This window comes from Palleronia marisminoris (genome assembly GCF_900172315.1).
In the GTDB taxonomy this organism is placed as follows: domain Bacteria; phylum Pseudomonadota; class Alphaproteobacteria; order Rhodobacterales; family Rhodobacteraceae; genus Palleronia; species Palleronia marisminoris.
Map to the genome: position 1 here is coordinate 222,585 of NZ_FWFV01000006.1, position 20,573 is coordinate 243,157.

At 68.7% G+C, this 20,573-nt stretch carries 24 protein-coding genes and 1 riboswitch; of the genes, 18 read left to right on the top strand and 6 right to left on the bottom strand.

The genetic code is table 11. From position 1 onward, the window contains the following. Positions 1-73: 73 nt before the first annotated feature. Genes PAM7066_RS12020 through PAM7066_RS12030 form a run of 3 tightly spaced genes read left to right on the top strand, consistent with a single transcriptional unit; the run spans position 74 to position 2,446 of the window. Positions 74-805: a competence/damage-inducible protein A gene (locus tag PAM7066_RS12020; RefSeq protein ID WP_085854421.1), complete on the top strand. Its 732-nt coding sequence runs from the start codon at positions 74-76 to the stop codon at positions 803-805. After that, on the top strand, positions 802-1,506 hold the full coding sequence (locus PAM7066_RS12025; RefSeq protein WP_085854423.1) for a GNAT family N-acetyltransferase: 705 nt from the start codon (positions 802-804) through the stop codon (positions 1,504-1,506). The genes PAM7066_RS12020 and PAM7066_RS12025 overlap by 4 nt, the downstream gene beginning before the upstream one ends. Continuing rightward, a complete protein-coding gene (locus tag PAM7066_RS12030; RefSeq protein WP_217808386.1) occupies positions 1,472-2,446 on the top strand; it encodes an OmpA family protein in 975 nt (324 codons plus the stop codon). Before PAM7066_RS12025 ends, PAM7066_RS12030 begins: the two co-directional genes overlap by 35 nt. Here the strand turns inward: PAM7066_RS12030 and PAM7066_RS12035 are convergent, their stop codons facing one another. The 4 genes from PAM7066_RS12035 to ilvD form a co-directional block, all read right to left on the bottom strand. Continuing rightward, the gene (locus PAM7066_RS12035; protein WP_085854426.1) at positions 2,447-3,352 is read right to left on the bottom strand and encodes a LysR family transcriptional regulator; all 906 of its coding nucleotides are present in this window, start codon (positions 3,350-3,352) and stop codon (positions 2,447-2,449) included. Positions 3,353-3,509: 157 nt separating this feature from the next. Next, positions 3,510-3,821, bottom strand: coding sequence for a hypothetical protein (locus PAM7066_RS12040; protein ID WP_085854427.1), 312 nt, complete (start codon positions 3,819-3,821; stop codon positions 3,510-3,512). Positions 3,822-3,824: 3 nt separating this feature from the next. After that, on the bottom strand, positions 3,825-4,586 hold the full coding sequence (locus PAM7066_RS12045) for a DUF6478 family protein (protein WP_085854428.1): 762 nt from the start codon (positions 4,584-4,586) through the stop codon (positions 3,825-3,827). 4 nt (positions 4,587-4,590) lie between these two features. Then, positions 4,591-6,354: a dihydroxy-acid dehydratase gene (ilvD, locus tag PAM7066_RS12050; protein WP_085854429.1), complete on the bottom strand. Its 1,764-nt coding sequence runs from the start codon at positions 6,352-6,354 to the stop codon at positions 4,591-4,593. Positions 6,355-6,479: 125 nt separating this feature from the next. On the opposite strand from ilvD, the gene PAM7066_RS12055 reads away from it, so the two are divergent. The 5 genes from PAM7066_RS12055 (at position 6,480) to PAM7066_RS12075 (ending at position 11,024) form a co-directional block, all read left to right on the top strand. Next, positions 6,480-7,361 carry a CPBP family intramembrane glutamic endopeptidase gene (locus PAM7066_RS12055; RefSeq protein WP_085854431.1) on the top strand — a complete coding sequence of 294 codons (882 nt, stop codon included), beginning with the start codon at positions 6,480-6,482 and terminating at the stop codon, positions 7,359-7,361. Continuing rightward, positions 7,358-8,260 carry a CPBP family intramembrane glutamic endopeptidase gene (locus tag PAM7066_RS12060; RefSeq protein WP_085854432.1) on the top strand — a complete coding sequence of 301 codons (903 nt, stop codon included), beginning with the start codon at positions 7,358-7,360 and terminating at the stop codon, positions 8,258-8,260. The genes PAM7066_RS12055 and PAM7066_RS12060 overlap by 4 nt, the downstream gene beginning before the upstream one ends. A 151-nt stretch (positions 8,261-8,411) precedes the next feature. Beyond that, the gene (gene accD, locus PAM7066_RS12065) at positions 8,412-9,359 is read left to right on the top strand and encodes an acetyl-CoA carboxylase, carboxyltransferase subunit beta (RefSeq protein WP_085854433.1); all 948 of its coding nucleotides are present in this window, start codon (positions 8,412-8,414) and stop codon (positions 9,357-9,359) included. Positions 9,360-9,363: 4 nt separating this feature from the next. Further along, a complete protein-coding gene (locus tag PAM7066_RS12070; RefSeq protein ID WP_085854434.1) occupies positions 9,364-9,765 on the top strand; it encodes a hypothetical protein in 402 nt (133 codons plus the stop codon). Beyond that, positions 9,762-11,024 (top strand): bifunctional folylpolyglutamate synthase/dihydrofolate synthase, encoded by a 1,263-nt coding sequence (locus PAM7066_RS12075; protein ID WP_085854435.1) that lies wholly within the window; start codon positions 9,762-9,764, stop codon positions 11,022-11,024. Before PAM7066_RS12070 ends, PAM7066_RS12075 begins: the two co-directional genes overlap by 4 nt. On the opposite strand, the gene zapE is transcribed toward PAM7066_RS12075, so the two are convergent. Beyond that, positions 11,021-12,100 carry a cell division protein ZapE gene (gene zapE / locus PAM7066_RS12080; RefSeq protein WP_085854437.1) on the bottom strand — a complete coding sequence of 360 codons (1,080 nt, stop codon included), beginning with the start codon at positions 12,098-12,100 and terminating at the stop codon, positions 11,021-11,023. The genes PAM7066_RS12075 and zapE overlap by 4 nt on opposite strands. A gap of 115 nt (positions 12,101-12,215) precedes the next feature. Between zapE and tspO the strand changes: the two genes are divergently transcribed. Together tspO and PAM7066_RS12090 are read left to right on the top strand one after the other, a co-directional pair. After that, on the top strand, positions 12,216-12,683 hold the full coding sequence (gene tspO / locus PAM7066_RS12085) for a tryptophan-rich sensory protein TspO (RefSeq protein WP_085854438.1): 468 nt from the start codon (positions 12,216-12,218) through the stop codon (positions 12,681-12,683). 28 nt (positions 12,684-12,711) lie between these two features. Then, a complete protein-coding gene (locus PAM7066_RS12090) occupies positions 12,712-15,024 on the top strand; it encodes a mechanosensitive ion channel domain-containing protein (RefSeq protein ID WP_245749671.1) in 2,313 nt (770 codons plus the stop codon). Positions 15,025-15,029: 5 nt separating this feature from the next. On the opposite strand, the gene PAM7066_RS12095 is transcribed toward PAM7066_RS12090, so the two are convergent. Further along, entirely contained in the window at positions 15,030-15,590 is a 561-nt protein-coding gene (locus tag PAM7066_RS12095) for a L,D-transpeptidase (protein ID WP_245749672.1), read from the bottom strand. Positions 15,591-15,840: 250 nt separating this feature from the next. Here PAM7066_RS12095 and PAM7066_RS18990 point away from each other — a divergent pair, with 250 nt between their 5' ends. The 8 genes from PAM7066_RS18990 to PAM7066_RS12135 form a co-directional block, all read left to right on the top strand. Next, positions 15,841-16,332, top strand: a complete 492-nt coding sequence (locus PAM7066_RS18990) for an EF-hand domain-containing protein (RefSeq protein ID WP_175484636.1) — start codon at positions 15,841-15,843, stop codon at positions 16,330-16,332. Positions 16,333-16,383: 51 nt separating this feature from the next. Then, the gene (locus PAM7066_RS12105; protein ID WP_085854444.1) at positions 16,384-16,950 is read left to right on the top strand and encodes an RNA polymerase sigma factor; all 567 of its coding nucleotides are present in this window, start codon (positions 16,384-16,386) and stop codon (positions 16,948-16,950) included. Further along, a complete protein-coding gene (locus PAM7066_RS12110) occupies positions 16,937-17,293 on the top strand; it encodes a hypothetical protein (RefSeq protein WP_085854446.1) in 357 nt (118 codons plus the stop codon). The genes PAM7066_RS12105 and PAM7066_RS12110 overlap by 14 nt, the downstream gene beginning before the upstream one ends. Further along, positions 17,290-17,736: a periplasmic heavy metal sensor gene (locus PAM7066_RS12115; protein WP_085854447.1), complete on the top strand. Its 447-nt coding sequence runs from the start codon at positions 17,290-17,292 to the stop codon at positions 17,734-17,736. Before PAM7066_RS12110 ends, PAM7066_RS12115 begins: the two co-directional genes overlap by 4 nt. Positions 17,737-17,793: 57 nt before the next feature. Beyond that, positions 17,794-17,988: riboswitch (cobalamin riboswitch) on the top strand. A 31-nt stretch (positions 17,989-18,019) separates the two neighbouring features. Beyond that, on the top strand, positions 18,020-18,190 hold the full coding sequence (locus PAM7066_RS12120; RefSeq protein WP_085854483.1) for a CbtB domain-containing protein: 171 nt from the start codon (positions 18,020-18,022) through the stop codon (positions 18,188-18,190). 3 nt (positions 18,191-18,193) lie between these two features. Continuing rightward, entirely contained in the window at positions 18,194-18,898 is a 705-nt protein-coding gene (locus PAM7066_RS12125) for a CbtA family protein (protein WP_085854448.1), read from the top strand. Between the two features lie 58 nt (positions 18,899-18,956). Next, a complete protein-coding gene (locus tag PAM7066_RS12130) occupies positions 18,957-19,409 on the top strand; it encodes a hypothetical protein (RefSeq protein WP_085854484.1) in 453 nt (150 codons plus the stop codon). Positions 19,410-19,563: 154 nt separating this feature from the next. Continuing rightward, positions 19,564-20,573: ABC transporter permease (locus PAM7066_RS12135; RefSeq protein WP_246799792.1), on the top strand; the 1,010-nt coding region annotated here is incomplete at its 3' end.

Consider the following 20,573-nt stretch of genomic DNA (forward strand, 5'->3'; position numbering starts at 1 on the left):
AGCGGCGGCCGCGCGATTGAAAGCGCAGCGCCGGAGGCTACCCTGACGCCCAAAACCCCGCGAGAGAGCGCCCATGACCAACCCCACCGCCGCAATGATCGTGATTGGGGACGAGATCCTCTCGGGGCGCACGCGGGATTCGAACGCTCATCATCTGGCGGGCCGGTTGGCGATCCAGGGGATCGACCTGCGCGAGGTGCGCTTCATCGGCGATGACCGCAGGACGATCGTCGCCACCGTGCAGGACCTTTCGGCGCAGCGTGATCACGTCTTTACCTCGGGCGGAATCGGCCCGACTCATGATGACATCACCGCCGATTGCGTGGCCGAAGCGATGGGCGCGGGCATCGACGTCCGCGACGACGCGCGTGCGATCCTGCAGGCCTATTACGACGCCCGCGAGATCGAGATGAACGCCGCGCGCCTGCGCATGGCCCGCATCCCCGACGGCGCTGCGCTGATCGATAACCCGGTCTCGGCTGCACCGGGTTTCTCGATCGGCAATGTCCACGTCATGGCCGGCGTCCCCCGGATTTTCGAGGCGATGCTGGACGGCCTGCTGCGGCAGATCGAGGGCGGGCGGCAGGTCGTGTCGCGCAGCTTCCTGCTCGACCGGGGCGAGGGCGACATCGCCGACGTTCTCCGGCAACTGGCCACGGACCACTCGGCCGTGTCCATCGGCAGCTATCCGGCCTGGACGGGCGCCGGCTATCAGGTTGCCGTGGTGCTTCGCGGTGCCGAGGCAGGCGATCTGGACGCCGTGGCAGCCGAGCTGCGGGCGGCGTTCCCCGAGGCGCGGGAATGACCGAGCGCGCTGCCGTGCTGCACGCCACGTGGCCCCCCGCCGCAACCCGACAGCTGGGTCCCTTCACTCTGCGAGACGGGGCAGGCGGCGGCAAACGAGTCTCGGCGGCGACCTGTACCGGTGTCCCGCAGGTGGAGGATCTTGCCGCGGCCGAGCGCCAGATGCACGCGGCGGGCGGGCAGACGCTGTTCTCGGTGATGGCGGACCAGGCAGAGTTCGACCGGATGCTGACCGACCGCGGCTACCTCGTGCTGGATCCGACGCTCTGGCTCGCCTGCCCCATCGATCGACTGACTGCCCCACCTCCGGAAGAGACTGGCTTTACCGTCTGGCCGCCCCTTCAGGTCCAGCGCGACATCTGGGCCGCGGGACGGATCGGTCCCGAGCGCCTCGCCGTGATGGAGCGGGTCGAGGCGCCGAAAACCTCGATCCTCGGGCGCGGCGACGACCGGCCCGCAGGGACCGCCTTCGTCGCCATCCACGACGGGACAGCGATGGTTCACGCGCTCGAGGTTCGAAAGGACGCGCGGCGCAAGGGGCTCGCCGGCTGGATGATGGCGAAGGCGGCCATCTGGGCGGCCGAGCGCGGCGCGAGCGAGATAGCGGTGTTGGTCACCGAGGCCAATGAAGGCGCGATCGCGTTCTACCGGGGCCTCGGCATGACCGGTGGCCGGTGCTATCATTACCGCCTGCGCCCCTGATCCCGAGGACCTCATGGTTCACTTCGAACGCTCGGCTCCTCGCTATCGTGGCGGCGCGATCAAGTGGATGCTCGGCGTCGTGCTGATCCTCTGGGGCGGGGCCGCGGCGGCGCTGACGCTCGACCTGCCGCCAAGTGCCGAGGCGACCGAGCGGATTGTCGAAACGCGCCGGATCTCGCTGCCCGACGGCCCGTGGGGCGACGGCAGTCAGCCCGCGCGCGCGGCCGAGGGGCGCATCACCCGTGCGGCGTGGCGCGTGCCGGGGCAGACGGCTCCGACCGAACTCGTCGCGCCCCTGCGCGAGCAACTCCGCTCTGCCGGGTTCGAGACGATCTATGATTGCGCCAATTCCGAGTGCGGTGGCTATGACTTCCGCTTCGCGCTCGACCTGCTTCCGGCCCCCGCGATGTTCGTGGATCTTGGGGCCTTCCGTTACCTGCTGGCCGAGGGGCCGGAGGGTGCGCTGGTCTCGATCCTCGCCAGTCGGGGGCAGGGGGCGGGCTATGTCCACGTCACCGAGGTCGGCGAGGCCGAGCCTCTCGTTACCGTAGCCGACGACGCCCCGGCCGCCCCGGTATGGGAGACCCTGCGGACCGAGGGGCGGGTCGTTCTGGACGATCTCGTCTTCGCCACGGGCGCGGTCACGCTCGACGGCGGGCCGTTCGGGTCGCTCGACGCCTTGGCCGAAGGGTTGGCGGCCGATCCGGGCACGCGCATCGCTCTGGTGGGACACACCGATACCGAAGGCGGGCTGGAGGCCAACCTTGACCTGTCCGAGCTTCGTGCGCAGGCCGTGCGGCAGGCGTTGATCCAGGATCACGGCGTGGCGCCGGCCCGGGTCGAGGCGCGGGGCGTCGCCTACCTTGCGCCTCGCGCCCCGAATGACAGCCCCGAGGGCCGCGCCGCGAACCGCCGCGTCGAGGCGGTGCTCACGGACTGATCACCAAGTGTCCGGTCCCTTGTCGGCGAAGGCATGGGCCAGGAAGTCGACGAAGGCGCGCACCTTCGGCTGGGTGAAGCGACCCGGCGGATAGACGGCGTAGATGCCCTGCACCTCGACCGGGAGATCGGGTATCACTTCTTCCACAAGGCCCTGCTTCAACGCGTCGGCATAGAGGAACGAGGGCAGGTAGGCGATCCCGAGGCCCGAGACCGCCGCGTTCAGAAGCGACTGGCCGTCATTGACCGACAACCATCCGCTGGTGCGGACCTGACGTTTCTCGCCCGAGGGGGCCGTCAGCTTCCACACCGCCCCGTTGGCCTGGCTGGAATAGTGCAGAAGCTTGTGCGCGTTCAGGTCGTCGATCCGCTGAGGCCGGCCGAACTTCCGGAGATACGCGGGCGATGCGATCATGCGCCTCGTGGTCTCGGTCAGCTTGCGGGCGCTCAGCGTCGAATCCTCAAGCTCGCCGAGCCGCACGGCCATGTCGAACCCTTCCGAGATCAGCTCGACGTAGCGATTGTTGAGTAGCATGTTGATCGTGATGTCGGGAAACTCCGACAGGAAACTGCCCAGGATCGGCGACAGGTGGCTCACACCGAAATCCGTGGCGACCGAGATGCGCAGAAGCCCTGATGGCGCCGATTGCATCGAAGTGACGAGGCTGTCGGCCTCGCCGGCATCGTTCAGCACGCGGCGGGCCCGGTCGTAATAGGCAAGGCCGATCTCGGTGGGGCTGACGCGGCGGGTGGTGCGGTTCAGAAGGCGCGCACCCAGCCGCGCCTCGAGCGACGAGACGTGCTTCGAAACGGCGGATTTCGAGATGCCCATCTTCTTGGCCGCGTCGGTGAACCCGCCCTGATCGACGACGGTGGCAAAGGCTTCCATCTCGGTCAGTCTGTCCATCCCGGGCCTTTCCAATGCTCGACGCTGTCAATGACCGCGTCTGTGCCGCGCGAGTGGGGCAAGATTGGGCCTGAGGATGGACAATTCGGGGATAGTGCACCGGATCGTGGCCGCTAGCGAAACCAATCCCGGGACAGGTGGCGGCGAAACGCCCTCTTCAGAAGCTCGAGCTCATCCCGTAGCAGCGACAGCTCGGCGGCCATGTCGCGCGGCCCGCCGCGATGTGCAAGGAAGCGAGCGTCGTGCCGTTGGCGCCGTCCACCGCGTGAATGCTCTGCAGGCCGTCCGACAGCACCTCGCGCGGCAGTTCGACCGACAAGATCAGGGCGCTGCCGTGGATCTCGGTCCGGATGCCGGAAAGGTGGCGGTGGGCGTGGCGGATCTCGATCTTCGGGGGTGTCTCGCCGTCTTCGCGCCGCAGCGTCCACACCCCGCGTTCGAGCGCGCTTGCCGTGACAACCCACTCCACCGTCTAGACCTCGGCGCGAAGGCGGCGGCTTACGACCATGTCTCCGAACTCGACCCGGTTCATCCGCGGATCGTCGAAGATGATGTCGATCCAGGCGCGCTCGGCCCTGGCCTCGGCGATACCGGAATAGGCGAGGTCGAATTCCAGCTCTGCGGCGGCTTCCGGGAGGTCAAGTTCGCGAACCATCTGTTCGACGTTCGGCCCGTGCTTGACGTTGAGGCGCGCGAAGATCGCGATTGGGCGCTCGGCCTCGACCGTCATCGAGAGCTGGATGATGTGGCTGAGCGTCAGCCCCTCGGTCGCGGCGGGCGGCAGATCGACGGCAAGGGACAGGAACGAGCCCTCGAAATCCAGAACCTCCACCGCCAGCACAAAGGGCGCAGCGGCTCGACCGAGGCCTGGCCGCTGCGATACCGAGATCTCGGACAATGTGCAGTCGTGAAAGACCTTGGCCGCGTCGCCCAATGGTGTGTCGCTGGTCACGCCGGCATGGCCCGGGACGGGAAGCCGCGTACGAAACAGCGAGGGGCGCCATACCCAGTCGCTGTCGCGCGGTCCCTCGGGCTCGCCTTGCCCGACCGCGGACGACAAGCGCCGTTCCGCCAGGGCGAGGGTCCGGTCCAGCGCGGCCCGCAGGTCCATGGCCTGCTGCCGCGTTGCGGCCAGCGCAACCGCGTCCATGCCGTCGATCCGGTCGGCCAGAGCTTCCCACCGCCGAAGCTCCCGGCGGTGGGCGCGCGCGTCGCGGCCGACGGACAGGCGCATGGTGTCAGAGGTCCATGTAGACGTGCGTTTCCTCGGAGGCGCCGGGATGGGTGACGGCACCCTTGTAGGTCGGCCCGACGAGCTGCGCGAACTTCCACAGCGCACCACTGGCGTAGTTGGTCGGCTTGGCGCCGGTCCATGCCTGGCGGCGGCTTCCGAGTTCCTCATCGCTCAGGTCGACCGAGATCTCGCCCTTCACCGCGTCGATGGTGATGACGTCGCCGTTCTGGAGAAGGGCGATGGGGCCGCCCTGCGCCGCCTCGGGGCCGACATGGCCGACGCAGAAGCCGCGCGTCGCGCCCGAGAAGCGCCCGTCGGTGATCAGCGCGACCTTCTTGCCCATGCCCTGACCCGACAGCGCGGCGGTGGTGGCCAGCATCTCGCGCATGCCGGGGCCGCCGGCGGGGCCTTCGTTGCGGATGACGAGGACCTCGCCTTCCGCGTAGGTGCGGGCCTTGACGGCCTCGAACGCCTCTTCCTCGGATTCGAAGACGCGGGCGGGGCCGGTGAAGGACTGTTCTTCGGCGCTCATTCCGGCGACCTTCACGATGGCACCTTCGGGGGCGAGGTTGCCTTGCAGGCCGACGACGCCGCCCGTCTTGGTGATCGGCGTGTCGACGGGATGGATCACGCGGCCGTCGGCCTCGCGGTCAACCCGGTCGATCTCTTCCCCGATGGAGCGGCCCGAGGCGGTCAGGCAATCCTCGTGGATCAGGCCCGCCTTGCGCAGTTCCTTCATCACGACCGGCAGGCCACCGGCGTCATAGAGGTCCTTGGCGACGTATTGGCCGCCGGGCTTGAGGTCGACGAAATAGGGCGTGTCGCGGAAGATCTCGCAGACGTCCTGCAGGAAGAAGTCGATCCCTGCTTCATGCGCGATGGCAGGCAGGTGCAGGCCGGCGTTGGTCGACCCACCCGTGCAGGCGACGACCCGCGCGGCGTTTTCCAGCGCCTTCCGGGTGACGACGTCACGGGCGCGGATGTTCTTTTCGAGCAGGTTCATCACCGCCTCGCCCGACGCGGTGCCGTACTGGTCGCGGGACTCGTAGGGCGCGGGTGCGCCGGAGGAGTTGAACAGCGCAAGCCCGATCGCCTCGGACACGCAGGCCATGGTGTTGGCGGTGAACTGGCCGCCGCAGGCCCCGGCGCTGGGGCAGGCGACGCGTTCCAGGATCGCGAGCGCCTCGTCGGACAGGGTGCCGTTCTGGTGGCGGCCGACAGCCTCGAACATGTCCTGCACGGTCAGGTCGCGGCTGGCGAAATCTTCGGGCACATTGGCGCCGGCGGGCACCTTGCCGGGCAGGATCGAGCCGCCATAGATGAAGACCGACGGCACGTTCAGCCGCACCATCGCCATCATCATGCCCGGCAGCGACTTGTCGCAGCCCGCAAGGCCCACCAGCGCGTCGTAGCCGTGGCCGCGCATGGTCAGTTCGACCGTGTCCGCGATGGCCTCGCGCGAGGCCAGGGACGAGCGCATCCCCTCGTGGCCCATGGCGATGCCGTCGGTGACGGTGATCGTGGTGAACTCGCGCGGGGTACCCGAGGCGGCCTTCACGCCCATCTTGACCGCCTGCGCCTGGCGCGACAGGGCGATGTTGCACGGCGCGGCCTCGTTCCAGCAGGTGGCGACGCCGACGAAGGGCTGCGCGATCTCCTGCTCGGACAGGCCCATCGCGTAGTAATAGGACCGGTGCGGGGCGCGGGCCGGTCCTTCGGTCACGTGCCGGCTCGGCAGTTTCGACTTGTCGGGTTTGCCCTTCAGCATCGCGCGTCTCCCATGGCTGTCGGTTCCGGGAATAGGATAGGGGCGGGGGCGGAACAAGAGCGGATGCCGGACGGCCCTTGCCCTGAGGGCGGTGAACCGCAGATCCCGCCCCGGAAGGAACCGCCATGACCCCCGCCTTCAAGGCCTTCATCGCCCCCGCCCGCCGGAAGCCCGCGCTGTGGCGCCTTGCCCTGGGCATAGTGCTCATGGTCGCCGTGATCGTCGCATGGGGTGCCGCACTGTTGGGCGGCGTCTATCTGCTGGACGGCGGAACGGCCGTGCGCGCCGCGCTGCGGTCGATGGTCACGCCCGAGGCGCCCGCCGGCACGCTTCTTCTGCTGGCGACCTTCATCGGCATGGCCGCGGCCCCGGTGATCGCGGCGCGTCTGTTGCACGGGCGCGGCACGGCCAGCCTGATCGGCCCGCGCGTGCGAGCGGCGCGGCATTTCGGCTGGGCGGTCGCATTGGTGGCAATGGTTTACATGGCGTCGCTGCTGCTCTTCGGCCTCGGAGCCCCGCCCGAGCCGAACCTCACCCCCGATCTCTGGGCGAAGCTCCTGCCGCTGGCCCTCGTCCTCGTGCTGATCCAGACCGGCGCCGAAGAGCTGATCTTTCGCGGCTACCTCCTGCAACAACTCGCCGCGCGGTTTCCCTTGAGGGTGGTCTGGCTGGTCCTGCCCGCGGTGGTTTTCGGAGCGTTGCACTACGACCCGGTCACGGCGGGGGACAACGCGCTGCTCATCGCGGGATCGGCTGCTGCCTTCGGCCTTGCCGCGGCGGACCTGACGGCCCGGACCGGCAGCCTCGGCGCCGCGTGGGGGCTGCACTTCGCCAACAACGTCGCGGCGCTTCTGATCGTGGCGACCAAGGGCACGATCACCGGCCTTGCGCTGTACGTCACGCCCTACGCGGCCGACGATGTCGAGTTGACCGGAACGCTGATCGCCGCCGATAGCGCGGTCCTCGTCGCCATCTGGGCGATCCTGCGCTGGCGCCTGCGTCCATGAGTGGCCACGCGCCCATGCGCGCCTTCGCGGCCCCCGCGGTGCCCCCCGCCCGCCTGTGGGTGCCGGTCGCCGGCCTGGCGCTGGCCGAACTTGCCTTCGACGTGATGTGGCTGCCGGTAGTGGGCCTTCTAGGGAACGACCGCATTGCGGGGACCGATGCAATCGCGCTGACGCTGGTTCTGCTGGCCTATGCGCTGCCGGTGGAGGTGCTGGCGCTGTGGATGCGGCGGATGCAGGGGCGGGGGGTCGGCACGTTGTTCGGCCCGCCCGCGGTGGTCCGCGCCGACCTGATGGCGACGGTGAAGGGGGCGGGGCTGGTCTATGTCGCGATGACGCTGGCCCTCGCCTTCGCCCCGGCCGAGATGTCCTCCGAGGCCGGCGGCTCGATCCGGCCCTTCGCTGCGTGGCTGGCGGTCGTTCCCGTAGCCGCCGTCGCGATCCTGGTCCAAAGCGCCGCCGAAGAGCTGATCTTTCGCGGCTACATCATGCAGGAACTCTACGCCCGGTCCCGTGCGCGCTGGGTCTGGCTGGGCGCGCCGGCGATTCTGTTCGGCGCCGTGCATTTCGTGAATGGCGACACCGTTTCCGACGGCCTGTTTTACGCGCTCTGGGCGGCGGTGCTCGGGCTTGCCTGCGGAGACCTCGTGGCGCGCACCGGATCGACCGGCGCGGCCATCGGGTTGCACTGGCTGAACAACCTCTTCGCCATGCTGTTCTTCGGAACCGAAGACGCGGTCGATAGCGGCTACGCCCTGTTCCTGTCGCCGCCCGGCGCACCCGAGGCCCCGGACCCGGGGCTTTCCGGCTTCTTCACAGGGCCGAACCTGATCGAACTCGCGCTCGCGCTTCTCTGGGTCCTCAACCTGTGGCTGGGAGCGCGGATCGCGCTGCGGCGGTAGAGCCATCGCGGCCACGGTTCTGGTCCTGCGGGGCTTCGGGCTGTGTTCGACGGCGGCATCCGGTGCGCGGCCGCATACAGCCCGCGACCCTTTGATTGCATTCCTCCCACCCGCCGCCTATTCCGGTGGCCATCAACGACCGGGATCTGTGATGAACTGGATTACCAACTACGTCCGCCCGAAGATCGGCTCGCTGTTCAATCGGCGCGAGGTGCCCGAGAACCTCTGGACCAAGTGCGACGAGTGCGGCTCGATGCTGTTCCACCGGGAGCTGGCCGAGAACCTGCAGGTCTGCTCGAAATGCGGCCATCACATGGCGATCACGCCCCGCGCGCGGTTCGAGGCGCTGTTCGACGGCGGCGCCTTCAATACGGTGCCGGTCGAGCAGCCGACAACCGATCCGCTGCATTTCCGCGACCAGAAGAAATACCCCGACCGCCTGCGTGCCGCACAGCGCAAGACGGGCGAAGCCGAGGCGATGCTGGTGGCCGAGGGCGAGATGGGCGGCGTGCCCATCGTTGCCGCCGGGCAGGACTTCTCGTTCATGGGCGGCTCGATGGGGATGTATGTCGGCAACGCGATCCTCGCGGCTGCCACCCGCGCGGTCGAGCTGAAGCGGCCTCTCATCCTGTTCTCCGCCGCCGGCGGAGCGCGGATGCAGGAAGGGATCCTGTCGCTCATGCAGATGCCGCGCACCACGGTCGCGGTCGAGATGCTGCGCGAGGCCGGGCTTCCTTATATCGTCGTGCTGACCCACCCGACGACGGGCGGCGTGACGGCCTCCTACGCGATGCTGGGCGACGTTCAGATCGCCGAACCGAACGCGCTGATCTGCTTCGCCGGCCCCCGCGTGATCGAGCAGACGATCCGCGAGAAGCTGCCCGAGGGCTTCCAGCGCGCCGAGTACCTGCTGGATCACGGCATGCTCGACCGGGTCACCGACCGGCGCGCGCTGAAGGACGAACTGACGGTCGTGCTGCGGATGCTGACCCACATGCCCGCCCAGGTGCGCGGCGATCTGCCGGCACCCGCCGCAACGAGCGAAGCCGCGACCGAGGGGGCCTCGGCCACCCACCCGCCGGCCACGGCCGAGAGCTGACGCCGTGCTCGTCTTCGATGTCGCCCTCGCCCTGGGCGTGGCCATCGGGGCGCTGACGGCGGCATTGTTCGTGGCGTTCCGCCCGATCGGCGCGCCGCCGCAGCTGGCGGGCCTGCTCGCCCTTTTCGGTGTCATGTTCCCGGCCTTCTGCATGGCCGTCGGTGACATGGAGGGCGTCATGGTGGCCGGCCTTGCGCTCTATGCGGCAGCAGGGCTTGCCCTCGTGGGATCGCGGGCGGGGCTCGCGGCGGTCGGAGGGGTCGTCGTCGCGCTCGGACTGGTGCACGCGGCATCCGCGACGGGTCGTCCCGCGATGCCGGAGTGGTGGCCGTGGCTCTGCGTTGCTATCCACATGGCGATTGGCGGCACGCTCATAGTGATCGCCCGCGGGGCCGAGCGGACATGACGTCGGACGCGATCCTCGCCCGGCTGATGGGATTGCACCCCAAGATCATCGACCTGACGCTGGACCGGATGTGGCGGGTGCTCGACGCGCTCGGCAACCCGCAGGACAACCTGCCCCCGGTGATCCACATCGCCGGCACAAACGGCAAGGGTTCGACCCAGGCGATGATCCGGGCGGGGCTCGAGTCGCAGGGCGATCGGGTCCATGCCTATACCTCGCCCCATCTCGCCCGCTTCCACGAGCGCATCCGGCTGGCCGGAGAGCTGATTTCCGAGGACGCGCTGTCTGACCTTCTGGACGAGGTCGAGGCCGCCAATGGCGGGCAGCCGATCACCTTCTTCGAGGTCACGACCGCCGCCGCCCTGCTGGCTTTCGCCCGCACGCCCGCGGACTGGACGCTGCTCGAGGTCGGCCTGGGCGGGCGGCTGGACGCCACGAACGTGATGACGCCCGCTCTGTCGATCATCGCGCCCGTGTCCATCGACCATCAGCAATACCTGGGCGAGACCCTGCCCGAGATCGCGGGCGAGAAGGCGGGTATCCTCAAGCGCCTCACGCCCGCCGTGATCGGCCCGCAGGAGGAACCGGCCCTCGACGTGATCGAGGACCGCCTCCGCGCGCTGGGTTGCCCCGCCCTGATCCACGGCCAGCACTGGCATGTCTGGGAGGAACGCGGGCGGCTGGTCTTTCAGGACGAGCGCGGCCTGCTGGACCTGCCGCTGCCCTCGCTGCCCGGCCCGCACCAGATGCAGAACGCTGGCATTGCGCTGGCCGCCCTGCGCCACCTCGGCGCGGACGAGGGGGCCTGCGAGGCCGCCGTCACCCGCCCGCACTGGCCCGCCCGGATGCAGCGCCTGCGCGAGGGGCCGCTGGTACGTGCGGCTGGCGGTGCCGAGCTGTGGCTCGATGGCGGGCACAACCCTGCGGCGGGGGAGGTCGTGGCCGCGACGATCGCCGCGATGCCGGTGCGCGATACGCACGTGATCTGCGGGATGCTCAACACCAAGGACGTGGCGGGCTTCCTGCGCCCGCTTGCCGGGGTCGCCAACAGCCTGACGGCGGTGTCGATCCCGGGCGAGGCGAACACCTTGTCGGCGGACGATACCGCAGCGGCGGCCGAAAAGGCGGGCTTCGCCGCAGGCACGGCACCGAGCGTCATGGCAGCCATCGAACGGATCGCCGAGGGCGCGCCCGGCGCGCGCATCCTGATCTGCGGGTCGCTTTACCTAGCAGGGCGAGTGCTGCAGGAGAACGGCTAGGCCTGCTCGGCACCCCAGCCTTCGGACTGCATTTCGTGCAGGCGCGAGGCCGTGCGCTCGAACTCGAACGCACCGGTGCCTTCGGCATACAGCCCCTCGGGCCGGTCGGCGGCGGACATGACCAGGCGCGTCTCGGCCTCGTAAAGGGCGTCGATCAGCGTGACGAAGCGCTTGGCCTCGTTGTAGTTGTCTGCCCCCAGCCGCGGCACGTTTTCCAGCATCAGGACCCGCACATGCTCTGCCAGGGCAAGGTAGTCGGCCGCGCCCAGCGGTCGGCCGCAGAGGTCCCAGAAGCCCGCGCGGACGACACCGGCGGCGTAGCGCGGCAGTTCGACCGTGCGGCCGGTGACCTCGAGGCGCAGCGTCTCGGGCTCGGCGCCGCCGGTCAGCCGCTCCCACAGGGCGTCGATGCCCTCGCGGGCGCGGGCGTCGGCGGGCGTGAAATAGAGGTCGGCCCCGGCGATCCGGTCCTGCCGCCAGTCGCGGGGCGAGGCGAGCTCCACCACCTTCATCCGCTGTTTCAGCAGGTCGATGAAGGGCAGGAACAGGTTGCGGTTCAGCCCGTCCTTGTAAAGGTCGTCCGGCGGGCGGTTCGAGGTCGTGACCACCGTCACGCCCTGCTCGAAGAGCCGCTCGAACAGGCGGCCGACGATCATGGCGTCGGTGATGTCGCCGATCTGCATCTCGTCGAGGCACAGAAGGCGCAGGCCGTCGGCGATGTCGTCGGCCACCGGCTTGATTGCGTCGTCCACGCCCCGCTTGCGGGCGCGGCCGATGGCGGCGTGGGTCTCTTGCATGAAGCCATGGAAGTGCACCCGGCGCTGGCCGCCTGCCACCTCGACCCGGCGCGCGAACAGGTCCATCAGCATCGACTTCCCGCGCCCGACCCCGCCCCAGAGGTACAGCCCCTGAACCGGCTCGGAGGTCTTGCGGCCGAAGAAGCCCCGGCGGGCGGGCTTCTCGGCCAGCGCCTGCGACAGGCGCGTGAATTCGGGCAGCACGGCCTCTTGCGCCGGGTCGGCTTCGATCCGGCCGGCGGCGACCTCTTCGGCATAGATGTCTTCGAAACGCTCCATGCGTCGCGACCTAGAGGTTGGCCCGCGGGAAAGAAAGGGCACCCATGCGGTCACGCCAGCGAGAGCGGCCGCGCGTGATCTGGACGGCAGGTCTGTGCATGTTATCACCGACGCCATGGACTGGATGCTGTTCCTTCTCTTTCTGCTTGCCTCGTCGGGTGCCGCGGCGACCGGCGTGATGTTCAAGCCGGGCGCCTGGTATGGCGGGCTGAAGAAACCGGGCTTCACGCCGCCGAACTGGGCGTTCCCGGTCGTCTGGAGCATCCTCTACGTACTGATCGCCCTGGCCGCCGCGCGTGTGGCGCCAGAGGATCATGCCGGCCTCGCCATGGCGTACTTCACGGTGCAGATCGTGTTCAACACGCTGTGGACGCCCGTGTTCTTCGGGCTGCACCACATGAAGGCGGGGCTGGTCGTCATCGGCATCCTGTGGCTCGCCGTGGCCGGGACGCTCTGGCAGTTCTGGCAGATCGACTGGATCGCCGGCCTCATGTTCGTTCCGTACCTCGTCTGGGTCAGCGTCGCCTTTGCCCTGAACGCATCGGTCTGGTGGCTGAACCGGCACCGGCCGAACGCCACCTGATCACCTCCAACCTGGGATTGCCGCACCGATGATGAACCTGACCGCGCTTCTGCGCTCGGCCCTTGGGGCCTTGGCGATCCTGATGGTCGTGGCGCTCGGACCTGCCGCCGCGCAGGAGGCGACCGAAGAGGCCGCGGCCGCGGTCGCCGTGACCGAGCAGGGCGTCGTCGACCTGCTGATCCAGGCGCTCGAGGATGATGCCGCGCGCGCCGAACTGCTCGACCGGCTGCGCCAGACCCAAGAGGTGGCGGACGGGGACAGTCCCGCAGACGACGTGGTCGAGCTTCTGGCCGGTGAGGACGCGGCTCCCTCCGAGGTGCTGTCCTTCGGGCGCCGCATCGCGCTGGTCACGCAAGGGGCCGCCGAGGGGCTCGCCACCCGCGCCGTCTCGGTCTGGGACCGGCTGCAGCAGGCGCCGGAGGTTCTGAGCGGGCTCGAAGGGCTGTCGCTGGCAATCGTTCTTCAGACGGTGGGCGAGCTTCTCATGGTGATCGTCGCGACCGCCGCTGTCTTCCTGGTCCTGCGCAGCATGGCCAAGCGGCTGTATCGACGGTTGGGCGCGGCGACCCATGAAGCCTCTGCCGCGCGCACGGTGGGGCTGTGGATCCTGTCGGCACTGATCGACCTGTCGATCGTGATCGTGGCTTGGGCGGCGGGCTACCTGATCGCCTTGCTCGCCCTTGGCGATTTCGGGACGATCGAGATCCGCCAGACGCTGTATCTCAACGCGTTCCTTCTGGTCGAGACGGTGAAAGTCGGCGTGCGACTCGTGCTGTCGCCCTCGGCACGCGAAATGCGGCTGCTGCCCATGGGCGACCGCGTGGCGAAGCGTACGACGCGGGCCGTCAACGCCATCGTCAGCATCGCCGGCTACGGGCAATTGCTGGTGGTGCCGATCGTGAATTCCCAGACGGGCCGGGTCGCCGGGTCGGCCGTTACGGCGCTGATCGCGCTGGTCGTGCTGGGGATCGCCGTGGTGATGATCCTGCGCAACCGCCACCGCCTGGCCGACTGGATGACCGGAGAAGGGGGCATCGTGCGCCCCACCGGCTCGCTGTCCTGGCTGGCGCGACACTGGCACTGGCCGGTGCTGCTGTATCTCTTCGCGATGTTCATCGTGGTGCTGATCAGCCCGCCGAACCTGGTGTTCCAGTCGCTGACGACCTCGGGGCAGGTGGTGCTGGTCGTGTTGGCGGGGGTCGCGTTCTCGACCTTCCTCACCCGGGTCATGGCGCGGGGAATCGTGGTGCCGGACGACGTGCGCGCCCGCCTGCCGCTGCTCGAAACGCGGCTCAACCGGTTCATCCCCAAGGCGCTGTTCGTCCTGCGGCTGGTGATTGTGGTCTTCGTGGTGCTCTTCGCGCTCGATGCGATCAACCTGGTCAGCCTGCGACTGTGGCTGGCCAGCCAGGTCGGGCTGCGGATGACGGGAATGTTCATCTCGGTCGCACTGATCCTGATCGCGGCCTTCGCCATCTGGGTCGCGATGACCTCCTATGTCGATTACCGGCTGAACCCGGAATACGGCCAGATCGCCACGGCGCGCGAGCGCACGTTGCTGACGCTGGCGCGGAACGCGGCGACCATCGCGCTGATCCTGATCACGCTGATGTTCGTCCTGTCCGAGGTCGGGTTGAACATCGGGCCGCTCCTCGCCTCGGCCGGTGTGCTGGGCTTGGCAATCGGCTTCGGCGCGCAGAAGATGGTGCAAGACATCATTACCGGCGTCTTCATCCAGTTCGAGAACGCGATCAACGTGGGAGACGTCATCACCGCCGGCGGCACCACCGGCACGGTCGAGCGGCTGACGATCCGCTCTGTCAGCCTGCGGGACCTGTCGGGCGTGTTCCACATCATCCCGTTCTCGTCCGTGGACATGGTGTCGAACTACATGAAGGATTTCGGCTACTACCTGTCGGACATGGGCGTCGCCTACCGCGAGAACGTCCTCGACGTGAAGACGGCGATGATCGACGCCTTCGAAGAGCTGCGGGCCGACGCAGAGCACGGCCCGAACATCGTCGGCGATTTCGAGTGGTTCGGGGTGCAGGAGCTGGCCGATTCAGCCGTCATCCTGCGCGCGCGGATCAAATGCGCTCCGGGTACGCAGTGGGGCGTCGGGCGGATGTATAACGAGGTTTGCAAGCGCATCTTCGACGAGCGCGGCATCGAGATCCCCTTCCCGCATCGCACGCTCTACCTGGGCGAGGCCAAGGACGGAACGACCCAGACCTTCCATGTCAGCCGCCGCCAGCAGATCGAGGGAGAGGTCAGCGATCCTATCCCCGACGACCGCGCCGCGTCCCCCAGCCAGGACGAACCGCTGGGCGACGAGAGCTAGACCGCTCAGCGGTACGAGATCACCTTCGTGCCGATGTTCACGTGGGGGTAGAGCTCGATCACGTCGTCATTGGTCAGACGGATGCAGCCCGAGGACACCGCCTGCCCGATGGTCCAGGGCTGGGGGGTGCCATGGATGCGGTACAGCGTGTCGCGTCCGCCACGATAGAGGTACAGCGCCCGCGCGCCCAGGGGATTGTCCGGGCCGCCCGGCATCCCGCCGGCGTACTGCCCGTAGACGTCGGGTTCGCGCCGGATCATGTTCCGTGTCGGGGTCCACGAGGGCCATTGCTCCTTGCGCTTGATGACGGTGGTGCCGCGAAGGTTGCGGCCGTCATCGCCCACGGCGACGTGGTATTCGCGCGCCCGTCCCGGTGCCCGGACGTGGTAGATCGAGAAGTAGTCGGGGAAGACGTGGATCGTGTCGACCTCGACATCCTCACGGATCTCCACGTCGCGCGCCCGCATCGTCGCGTGGCTCTTGTGAGGCAGTCCGGCATGGCCCAGCACGGCGGAAGGCGTGAGGGCGGCAAAGCCGGTGGCGATGAAGTGGCGTCGGGTCAACATGGCGAATCTCTGGCAATCAAAGGGTTGCGGAAACGGTTCTGGGGGTCTCGCGGCTTTCAGGCAACGCACAAGGACGTCAGAGGGTTCGTCCTGTGACGTATTTACGGGTGCCATTCAACCAGGGTCGCGCGCTGGATGGGACAGGTCTGACGAAGCCGTGACGCATTTCCCGCGACGGAAGCGCATGCGGCCCGCCGTATCAGGGGGGTCGCCGCGACATGGCGATCCGAGACATCGAAAGGACAAGAAAATGATCCGCACCGCGATCTTCGCGCTCATGGCCGGCACGGTCATGGCCGGTGCCACCTTCGCCCAGAACGCGTCCGCAACGAACCAGGGCACCCAGCGGCCCCACCCGATCCTGCGCCTCGACCAGAACGACGATGGCCAGATCAGCCGCGAGGAAATGCAGGCCATGGGTCAGAACCCGATGGCGCGCGCCGATGCGAATGGCGACGGCACCGTTTCGCGGGACGAGGTGATCTCGGCCGCCGTCGAGCGGGCAACCGAGCGCGCGGGCGCCATGTTCGACCGCTTCGACGAGGACAACAACGGCGAGATTGCCGTGGTGAATCTGCCCCAGCCCCGCGGCGCGCATGGCGACCGGGCCGAGCAGCTCTTCGATCGGTTCGACGCGGATGGCGACGGTACGCTCTCGGCCGAGGAGATCTCGCAGATCCCGCCCATGGGACGCCGCGGTCATCACGGCCCCGACGGCCAAATGGACCACTACCGCGGCTGATGCGATGGGGTCGGACTCGTGCGAGAACCGGCCCCGACACACGGGGACGCAATGAGCGAGCCTGACGACGAAACCCTGCTGGCGGCTTACGCGGCCGGCGACATGGCGGCCGCCGCACCCTTGGCGCGGCGGCACCTGCCGCGCGTGCTGGCCGTGGCGCAGCGGATGCTGGGCGACGCCGCCGAGGCCGAGGATGTCTCGCAAGAGGCGCTGATGCGGCTGTGGCGGATCGCGCCCGACTGGGAGGCGGGTCGTGCCAAGGTTTCGACATGGCTCTACCGGGTGACGGCGAACCTGTGCACCGACCGGCTGCGCGCCCGCCGCCATACCGAGCCGCTGAACGCGGCGAATGACCCCGCCGCACCCGAGCCCGGCGTGAGCGAGCGGATGCAGGATGCCCAGCGCAGAACCGCGCTGGAGGACGCCTTGGCGCGCTTGCCCGAACGGCAACGCCTGGCGGTGATCCTGCGCCATATGGAAGAACTGCCGAACCCCGAGATCGCTGTCGCCATGGGCGTGAGCGTAGAAGCGGTGGAAAGCCTGACGGCACGGGGGAAGGCCACCTTGGGCCGTATACTGGCCGGGCGGAAGGAGGCGCTGGGATATGTCGATGAATGAAGACGATCTGACCCGCGCGCTTGGCGCGCTGAAGGAGCCCGCGTCGGACGACCTGATGTCGCGCGTGCTGGCCGATGCCGCGCTTGAGCAGGGGCGAAGGGCACCGCCGCAGCCCTCGGACCTGCTGCTTGCGCGGGTGCTGCGGGACGCCCGGCGGGCCGCGGCGGGCCGGCGCCGGCGCGACAGCTGGGCCTGGGGCGGGATTGCCGCAGCCTGCGCCGTCGGCATCTTCCTGGGCATCGCCGATCCGGGCGGCGTGGTGGCCTCGGTGGCGCCGGAAAGCTACGCGATGGAAGACCTGTCCGGGGTCTATGCCTTTCAATTGGCGGAGGTCGTGGAATGAGCTTGCGTGCGGTCCCGCGCCCTTGGCGCTATCTTCTGGTCGTCTCGCTGGCGCTGAACGTGGCGGTGGCGGGCGTCGTCATCGGCTTGGCCTTCGACCGGCACGGTCCGGGGCGAGGAGGGCGCATGGGCGGTCCGCTCGCGCCGCTGGTCATGTCCTTGCCGGATGACGCGCGGCAGGACCTGGTCACCGAGCTGAAACGCGCGCCCCGCCTCGATCCGGGCGCTCGTCGCGCCTCGTTCGAGGCCCTACTGTCGGCGATCCGGGCCGAACCGTTCGCGCCCGGGGCCGTCACGGCGGCCCTGCGCAAGCAACGCGACCTGGGCGAGGCGCGGCTGTCGACGCTTGAGACCGCGCTGGCTGCGGAGCTGGCCCGTCTCAGCGCCGAAGAACGGGCGGACTATGCCGAGCGGCTCAGACAATCGGTGCGCCGAAGGGACTGACGCCGGCGGGGCGTGGCCGAAGGCGCAGATCCGCCCTTCCCACGTGGCGGCGCGTCAGCTACGCAGGAGAAGCTCGGTGTTCCGCCCGCGTGGTGGAGCCCCTGAGGGAATCCGGTGAAATGCCGGAGCCGCCCCCGCGACTGTATGCGGCGAGCGCGCGTCCGAAAAAGCCACTTGGATGTCGGTCCGGGGAAGGCGAACGTCGCGCAACGACCCGCAAGCCAGGAGACCTGCCGGGCATGATGGAAACCAGACCGTCGGGGAGACGGGCAAGGAGATGAAGATGACCACCACGACCGCTACCCGCGCCTCCACCGCCGACGTTGCGCTGCCGGCGCTTTTCGCGTCGATCCTGGGTCTCGGCCTGATCGTCCTGGCAGGCCACGTGCAGGCCGATGCGCTGCACGACGCCGCGCATGACGTTCGCCACGCCACCGGCTTTCCCTGTCACTGAGCGATGCTCGGCCGTATCCTGACCAGCGCAGTGATCGCTGGATTCGCCGCGGGGCTCGTCGCCGCGCTTCTTCAGCTTGTCTTCGTCCAGCCGGTGCTTCTGCATGCCGAGCTCTATGAGGGCGGCGAGCTGATCCATTTCGGCGCCGACAGCATCGTTTCGGCCCAGCAGCGCACCGGTGGCGTCGACCTGCTACGAGACGGGCTGAGCGTGCTGTTCTCGGCGCTGGTCTATGTCGGCTACGGGCTGATCCTGACCGCCGCGATGGCCATGGCCTCGGCCCGGGGACTGGCGCGGGTCGATCCGCGCGCCGGGATCGTCTGGGGCATCGCGGGATGGGTGACGGTTCAGTTCGCACCCGCCATCGGTCTGCCGCCCGAGCTTCCGGGCGTCGCCGCCGCCGATCTGGCCGCGCGCCAGGCGTGGTGGGCCGGCACAGTCGTCTCGACGGGTCTTGCCTGCGCGTTGCTTGCGCTCGGCAGGTCGTGGATGGCGTGGGGGGCGGCGATCGTGCTGTTCCTGCTGCCCCATCTGATTGGCGCGCCGCAGCCCGAGATCTATACCGGCCCGACCCCGCCTGAACTGGCCGGCGAGTTCGCCGCGCGCGCCCTCGGCGTGGGTCTTGCGGTGTGGGTCTGCCTCGGCGCGCTCGCGGGCGCGCTGTGGAGCCGCGAGATGCGTGACGCGGGCATCGCTCAACCTGCCTGACCGCGCCGGCGGGCGCCCGAACCGCGCCCGCCGCACCACCTCGACGGAGATCGTTTCCATGGGCCGTCCCCTTCTGATGCTGCTGATCGGACTGTTTTTCGGCACCGGCCTCGGCATCGTCTTTGCCGCGGGTCAGGGGCTGACTCTGGACGGGCACGACCACTCGACACATGCGCATGGGGATGCGGCCCACGCGGTGATGCATGAAGCGACCGTGGATGTGCCCGGCGCGACGGTCTCGGTCGAGGCCACGCCGGACTCGGTCGGAGGATACAACCTGCACCTCGTCACCGGCGGGTTCGCCTTTGCCCCCGCCGCGGCAGGGGGTGCCCATGTGAAGGGCGAGGGCCACGCGCATGTCTACGTGGACGGGGTGAAGCTGGGCCGGCTCTACGGCGACTGGACGCACATCCCGACAGGCGGGAACGTGCGGGTGACCCTGAACGCCAACGACCACAGGGCGCTGACGGCGGACGGTCAGCCGGTCGAGGCGCGCCTGCACCTCGAGTGACCCGCGGGCGGCTTGCGGGCAGGACACTCGATCGCTAGGCATCGGACATCGCGGGGTTCCGCCCGAATACAGGGCGACGGTGCCCAGGTGTCGTATTTCGACGCGCGATGTCTTACATGGGCAGCCTGTGCGCCCGAGACCGCGAGGCATTGTCATGAAACTCCTGAGGCGCGCCCTCGTGAAGCTGTTTTCGCCCGACGACCAACGGCGGGACATGCTGCGTCGTCTGCTGACCGAGCAGGCCGTTGCGCAGCGCAAATGGTATGTCCTGGCGATCGTCGCGATGGTGGTGGTGGCGGCCACGACCGCCGCAACCGCGTTCCTGATGGAGTTCATCGTCGAAGCGATGACCGCCTCTGACCACAAGGGTATGGCCCTTCTGGTGGCTGGCGCCGTGGCCGCGACCTTCACGATCAAGGGCTGCGCGAACTACGTGCAATCGGTGGCGATGTCGCGGGCCGGCAACCGGATCATCGCCAACCAGCAGGAAGAGCTGTACCGCAAGCTGCTCAGGAACGGCGTCTCGTTCTTCAATCAGCAGGAATCGTCGAACCTCCTGATGCGCCTGACATCTGGCGCGGCGGCCGCGCAGCAGGTGATTGAATTGATCGTCGCCTCGATCAGCCGCGACGCGCTGATGCTGATCGGCCTGCTGGCCGTCATGATCTACCAGGCGCCGTTCCTGTCGATCTTCGCGCTGGTCGTCGGGCCGGTCGCGATCTTGGGCATACGCAGACTCCTGGGCCAGATCCGCGAGATCATGCGCAGCGAGCAGGCATCGGCCGCCGAGATCATGAAGGTGGTGCAAGAGACCTCGAAAGGGATCCACGTGGTGAAGGTCTTCTCGCTCGAGGACCAGATGCAGGGCCGCATGGGCGCCGCCGTCCGCAACGTGGAGCGTCGCCGCAACGCGATCGCCCGGATCGGCGCCGTGACCAGCCCCTTGATGGAGACGCTTGCGGGCTTCGCCATCGCCGGGATCGTGGCAGTCAGCGCCTACAACCTCTTCGGGGGCGAGCCCACGACCGCGGGCGAGTTGATGTCGTTCATCACCGCCTTCATGATGGCCTACGAGCCCGCCAAGCGGCTCAGCCGCGTGCGCATCAAGCTGGAGACGGCGATGGTTCGCGTGCAGATGATGTTCGAGCTTCTGGACTATGAGGA

What these genes read in the sequence shown, in the direction of transcription:
- PAM7066_RS12125 (WP_085854448.1), top strand. Translation starts at nt 18,194, where the DNA reads ATGCTCGGCCGTATCCTGACCAGCGCAGTGATCGCTGGATTCGCCGCG.
- PAM7066_RS12105 (WP_085854444.1), top strand. Translation starts at nt 16,384, where the DNA reads ATGAGCGAGCCTGACGACGAAACCCTGCTGGCGGCTTACGCGGCCGGC.
- PAM7066_RS12075 (WP_085854435.1), top strand. Translation starts at nt 9,762, where the DNA reads ATGACGTCGGACGCGATCCTCGCCCGGCTGATGGGATTGCACCCCAAG.
- PAM7066_RS12045 (WP_085854428.1), bottom strand. Translation starts at nt 4,586, where the DNA reads ATGCGCCTGTCCGTCGGCCGCGACGCGCGCGCCCACCGCCGGGAGCTT.
- tspO (WP_085854438.1), top strand. Translation starts at nt 12,216, where the DNA reads ATGGACTGGATGCTGTTCCTTCTCTTTCTGCTTGCCTCGTCGGGTGCC.
- PAM7066_RS18990 (WP_175484636.1), top strand. Translation starts at nt 15,841, where the DNA reads ATGATCCGCACCGCGATCTTCGCGCTCATGGCCGGCACGGTCATGGCC.
- zapE (WP_085854437.1), bottom strand. Translation starts at nt 12,100, where the DNA reads ATGGAGCGTTTCGAAGACATCTATGCCGAAGAGGTCGCCGCCGGCCGG.
- PAM7066_RS12055 (WP_085854431.1), top strand. Translation starts at nt 6,480, where the DNA reads ATGACCCCCGCCTTCAAGGCCTTCATCGCCCCCGCCCGCCGGAAGCCC.
- accD (WP_085854433.1), top strand. Translation starts at nt 8,412, where the DNA reads ATGAACTGGATTACCAACTACGTCCGCCCGAAGATCGGCTCGCTGTTC.
- PAM7066_RS12120 (WP_085854483.1), top strand. Translation starts at nt 18,020, where the DNA reads ATGACCACCACGACCGCTACCCGCGCCTCCACCGCCGACGTTGCGCTG.
- ilvD (WP_085854429.1), bottom strand. Translation starts at nt 6,354, where the DNA reads ATGCTGAAGGGCAAACCCGACAAGTCGAAACTGCCGAGCCGGCACGTG.
- PAM7066_RS12060 (WP_085854432.1), top strand. Translation starts at nt 7,358, where the DNA reads ATGAGTGGCCACGCGCCCATGCGCGCCTTCGCGGCCCCCGCGGTGCCC.
- PAM7066_RS12095 (WP_245749672.1), bottom strand. Translation starts at nt 15,590, where the DNA reads ATGTTGACCCGACGCCACTTCATCGCCACCGGCTTTGCCGCCCTCACG.
- PAM7066_RS12020 (WP_085854421.1), top strand. Translation starts at nt 74, where the DNA reads ATGACCAACCCCACCGCCGCAATGATCGTGATTGGGGACGAGATCCTC.
- PAM7066_RS12090 (WP_245749671.1), top strand. Translation starts at nt 12,712, where the DNA reads ATGATGAACCTGACCGCGCTTCTGCGCTCGGCCCTTGGGGCCTTGGCG.
- PAM7066_RS12130 (WP_085854484.1), top strand. Translation starts at nt 18,957, where the DNA reads ATGGGCCGTCCCCTTCTGATGCTGCTGATCGGACTGTTTTTCGGCACC.
- PAM7066_RS12025 (WP_085854423.1), top strand. Translation starts at nt 802, where the DNA reads ATGACCGAGCGCGCTGCCGTGCTGCACGCCACGTGGCCCCCCGCCGCA.
- PAM7066_RS12110 (WP_085854446.1), top strand. Translation starts at nt 16,937, where the DNA reads ATGTCGATGAATGAAGACGATCTGACCCGCGCGCTTGGCGCGCTGAAG.
- PAM7066_RS12115 (WP_085854447.1), top strand. Translation starts at nt 17,290, where the DNA reads ATGAGCTTGCGTGCGGTCCCGCGCCCTTGGCGCTATCTTCTGGTCGTC.
- PAM7066_RS12035 (WP_085854426.1), bottom strand. Translation starts at nt 3,352, where the DNA reads ATGGACAGACTGACCGAGATGGAAGCCTTTGCCACCGTCGTCGATCAG.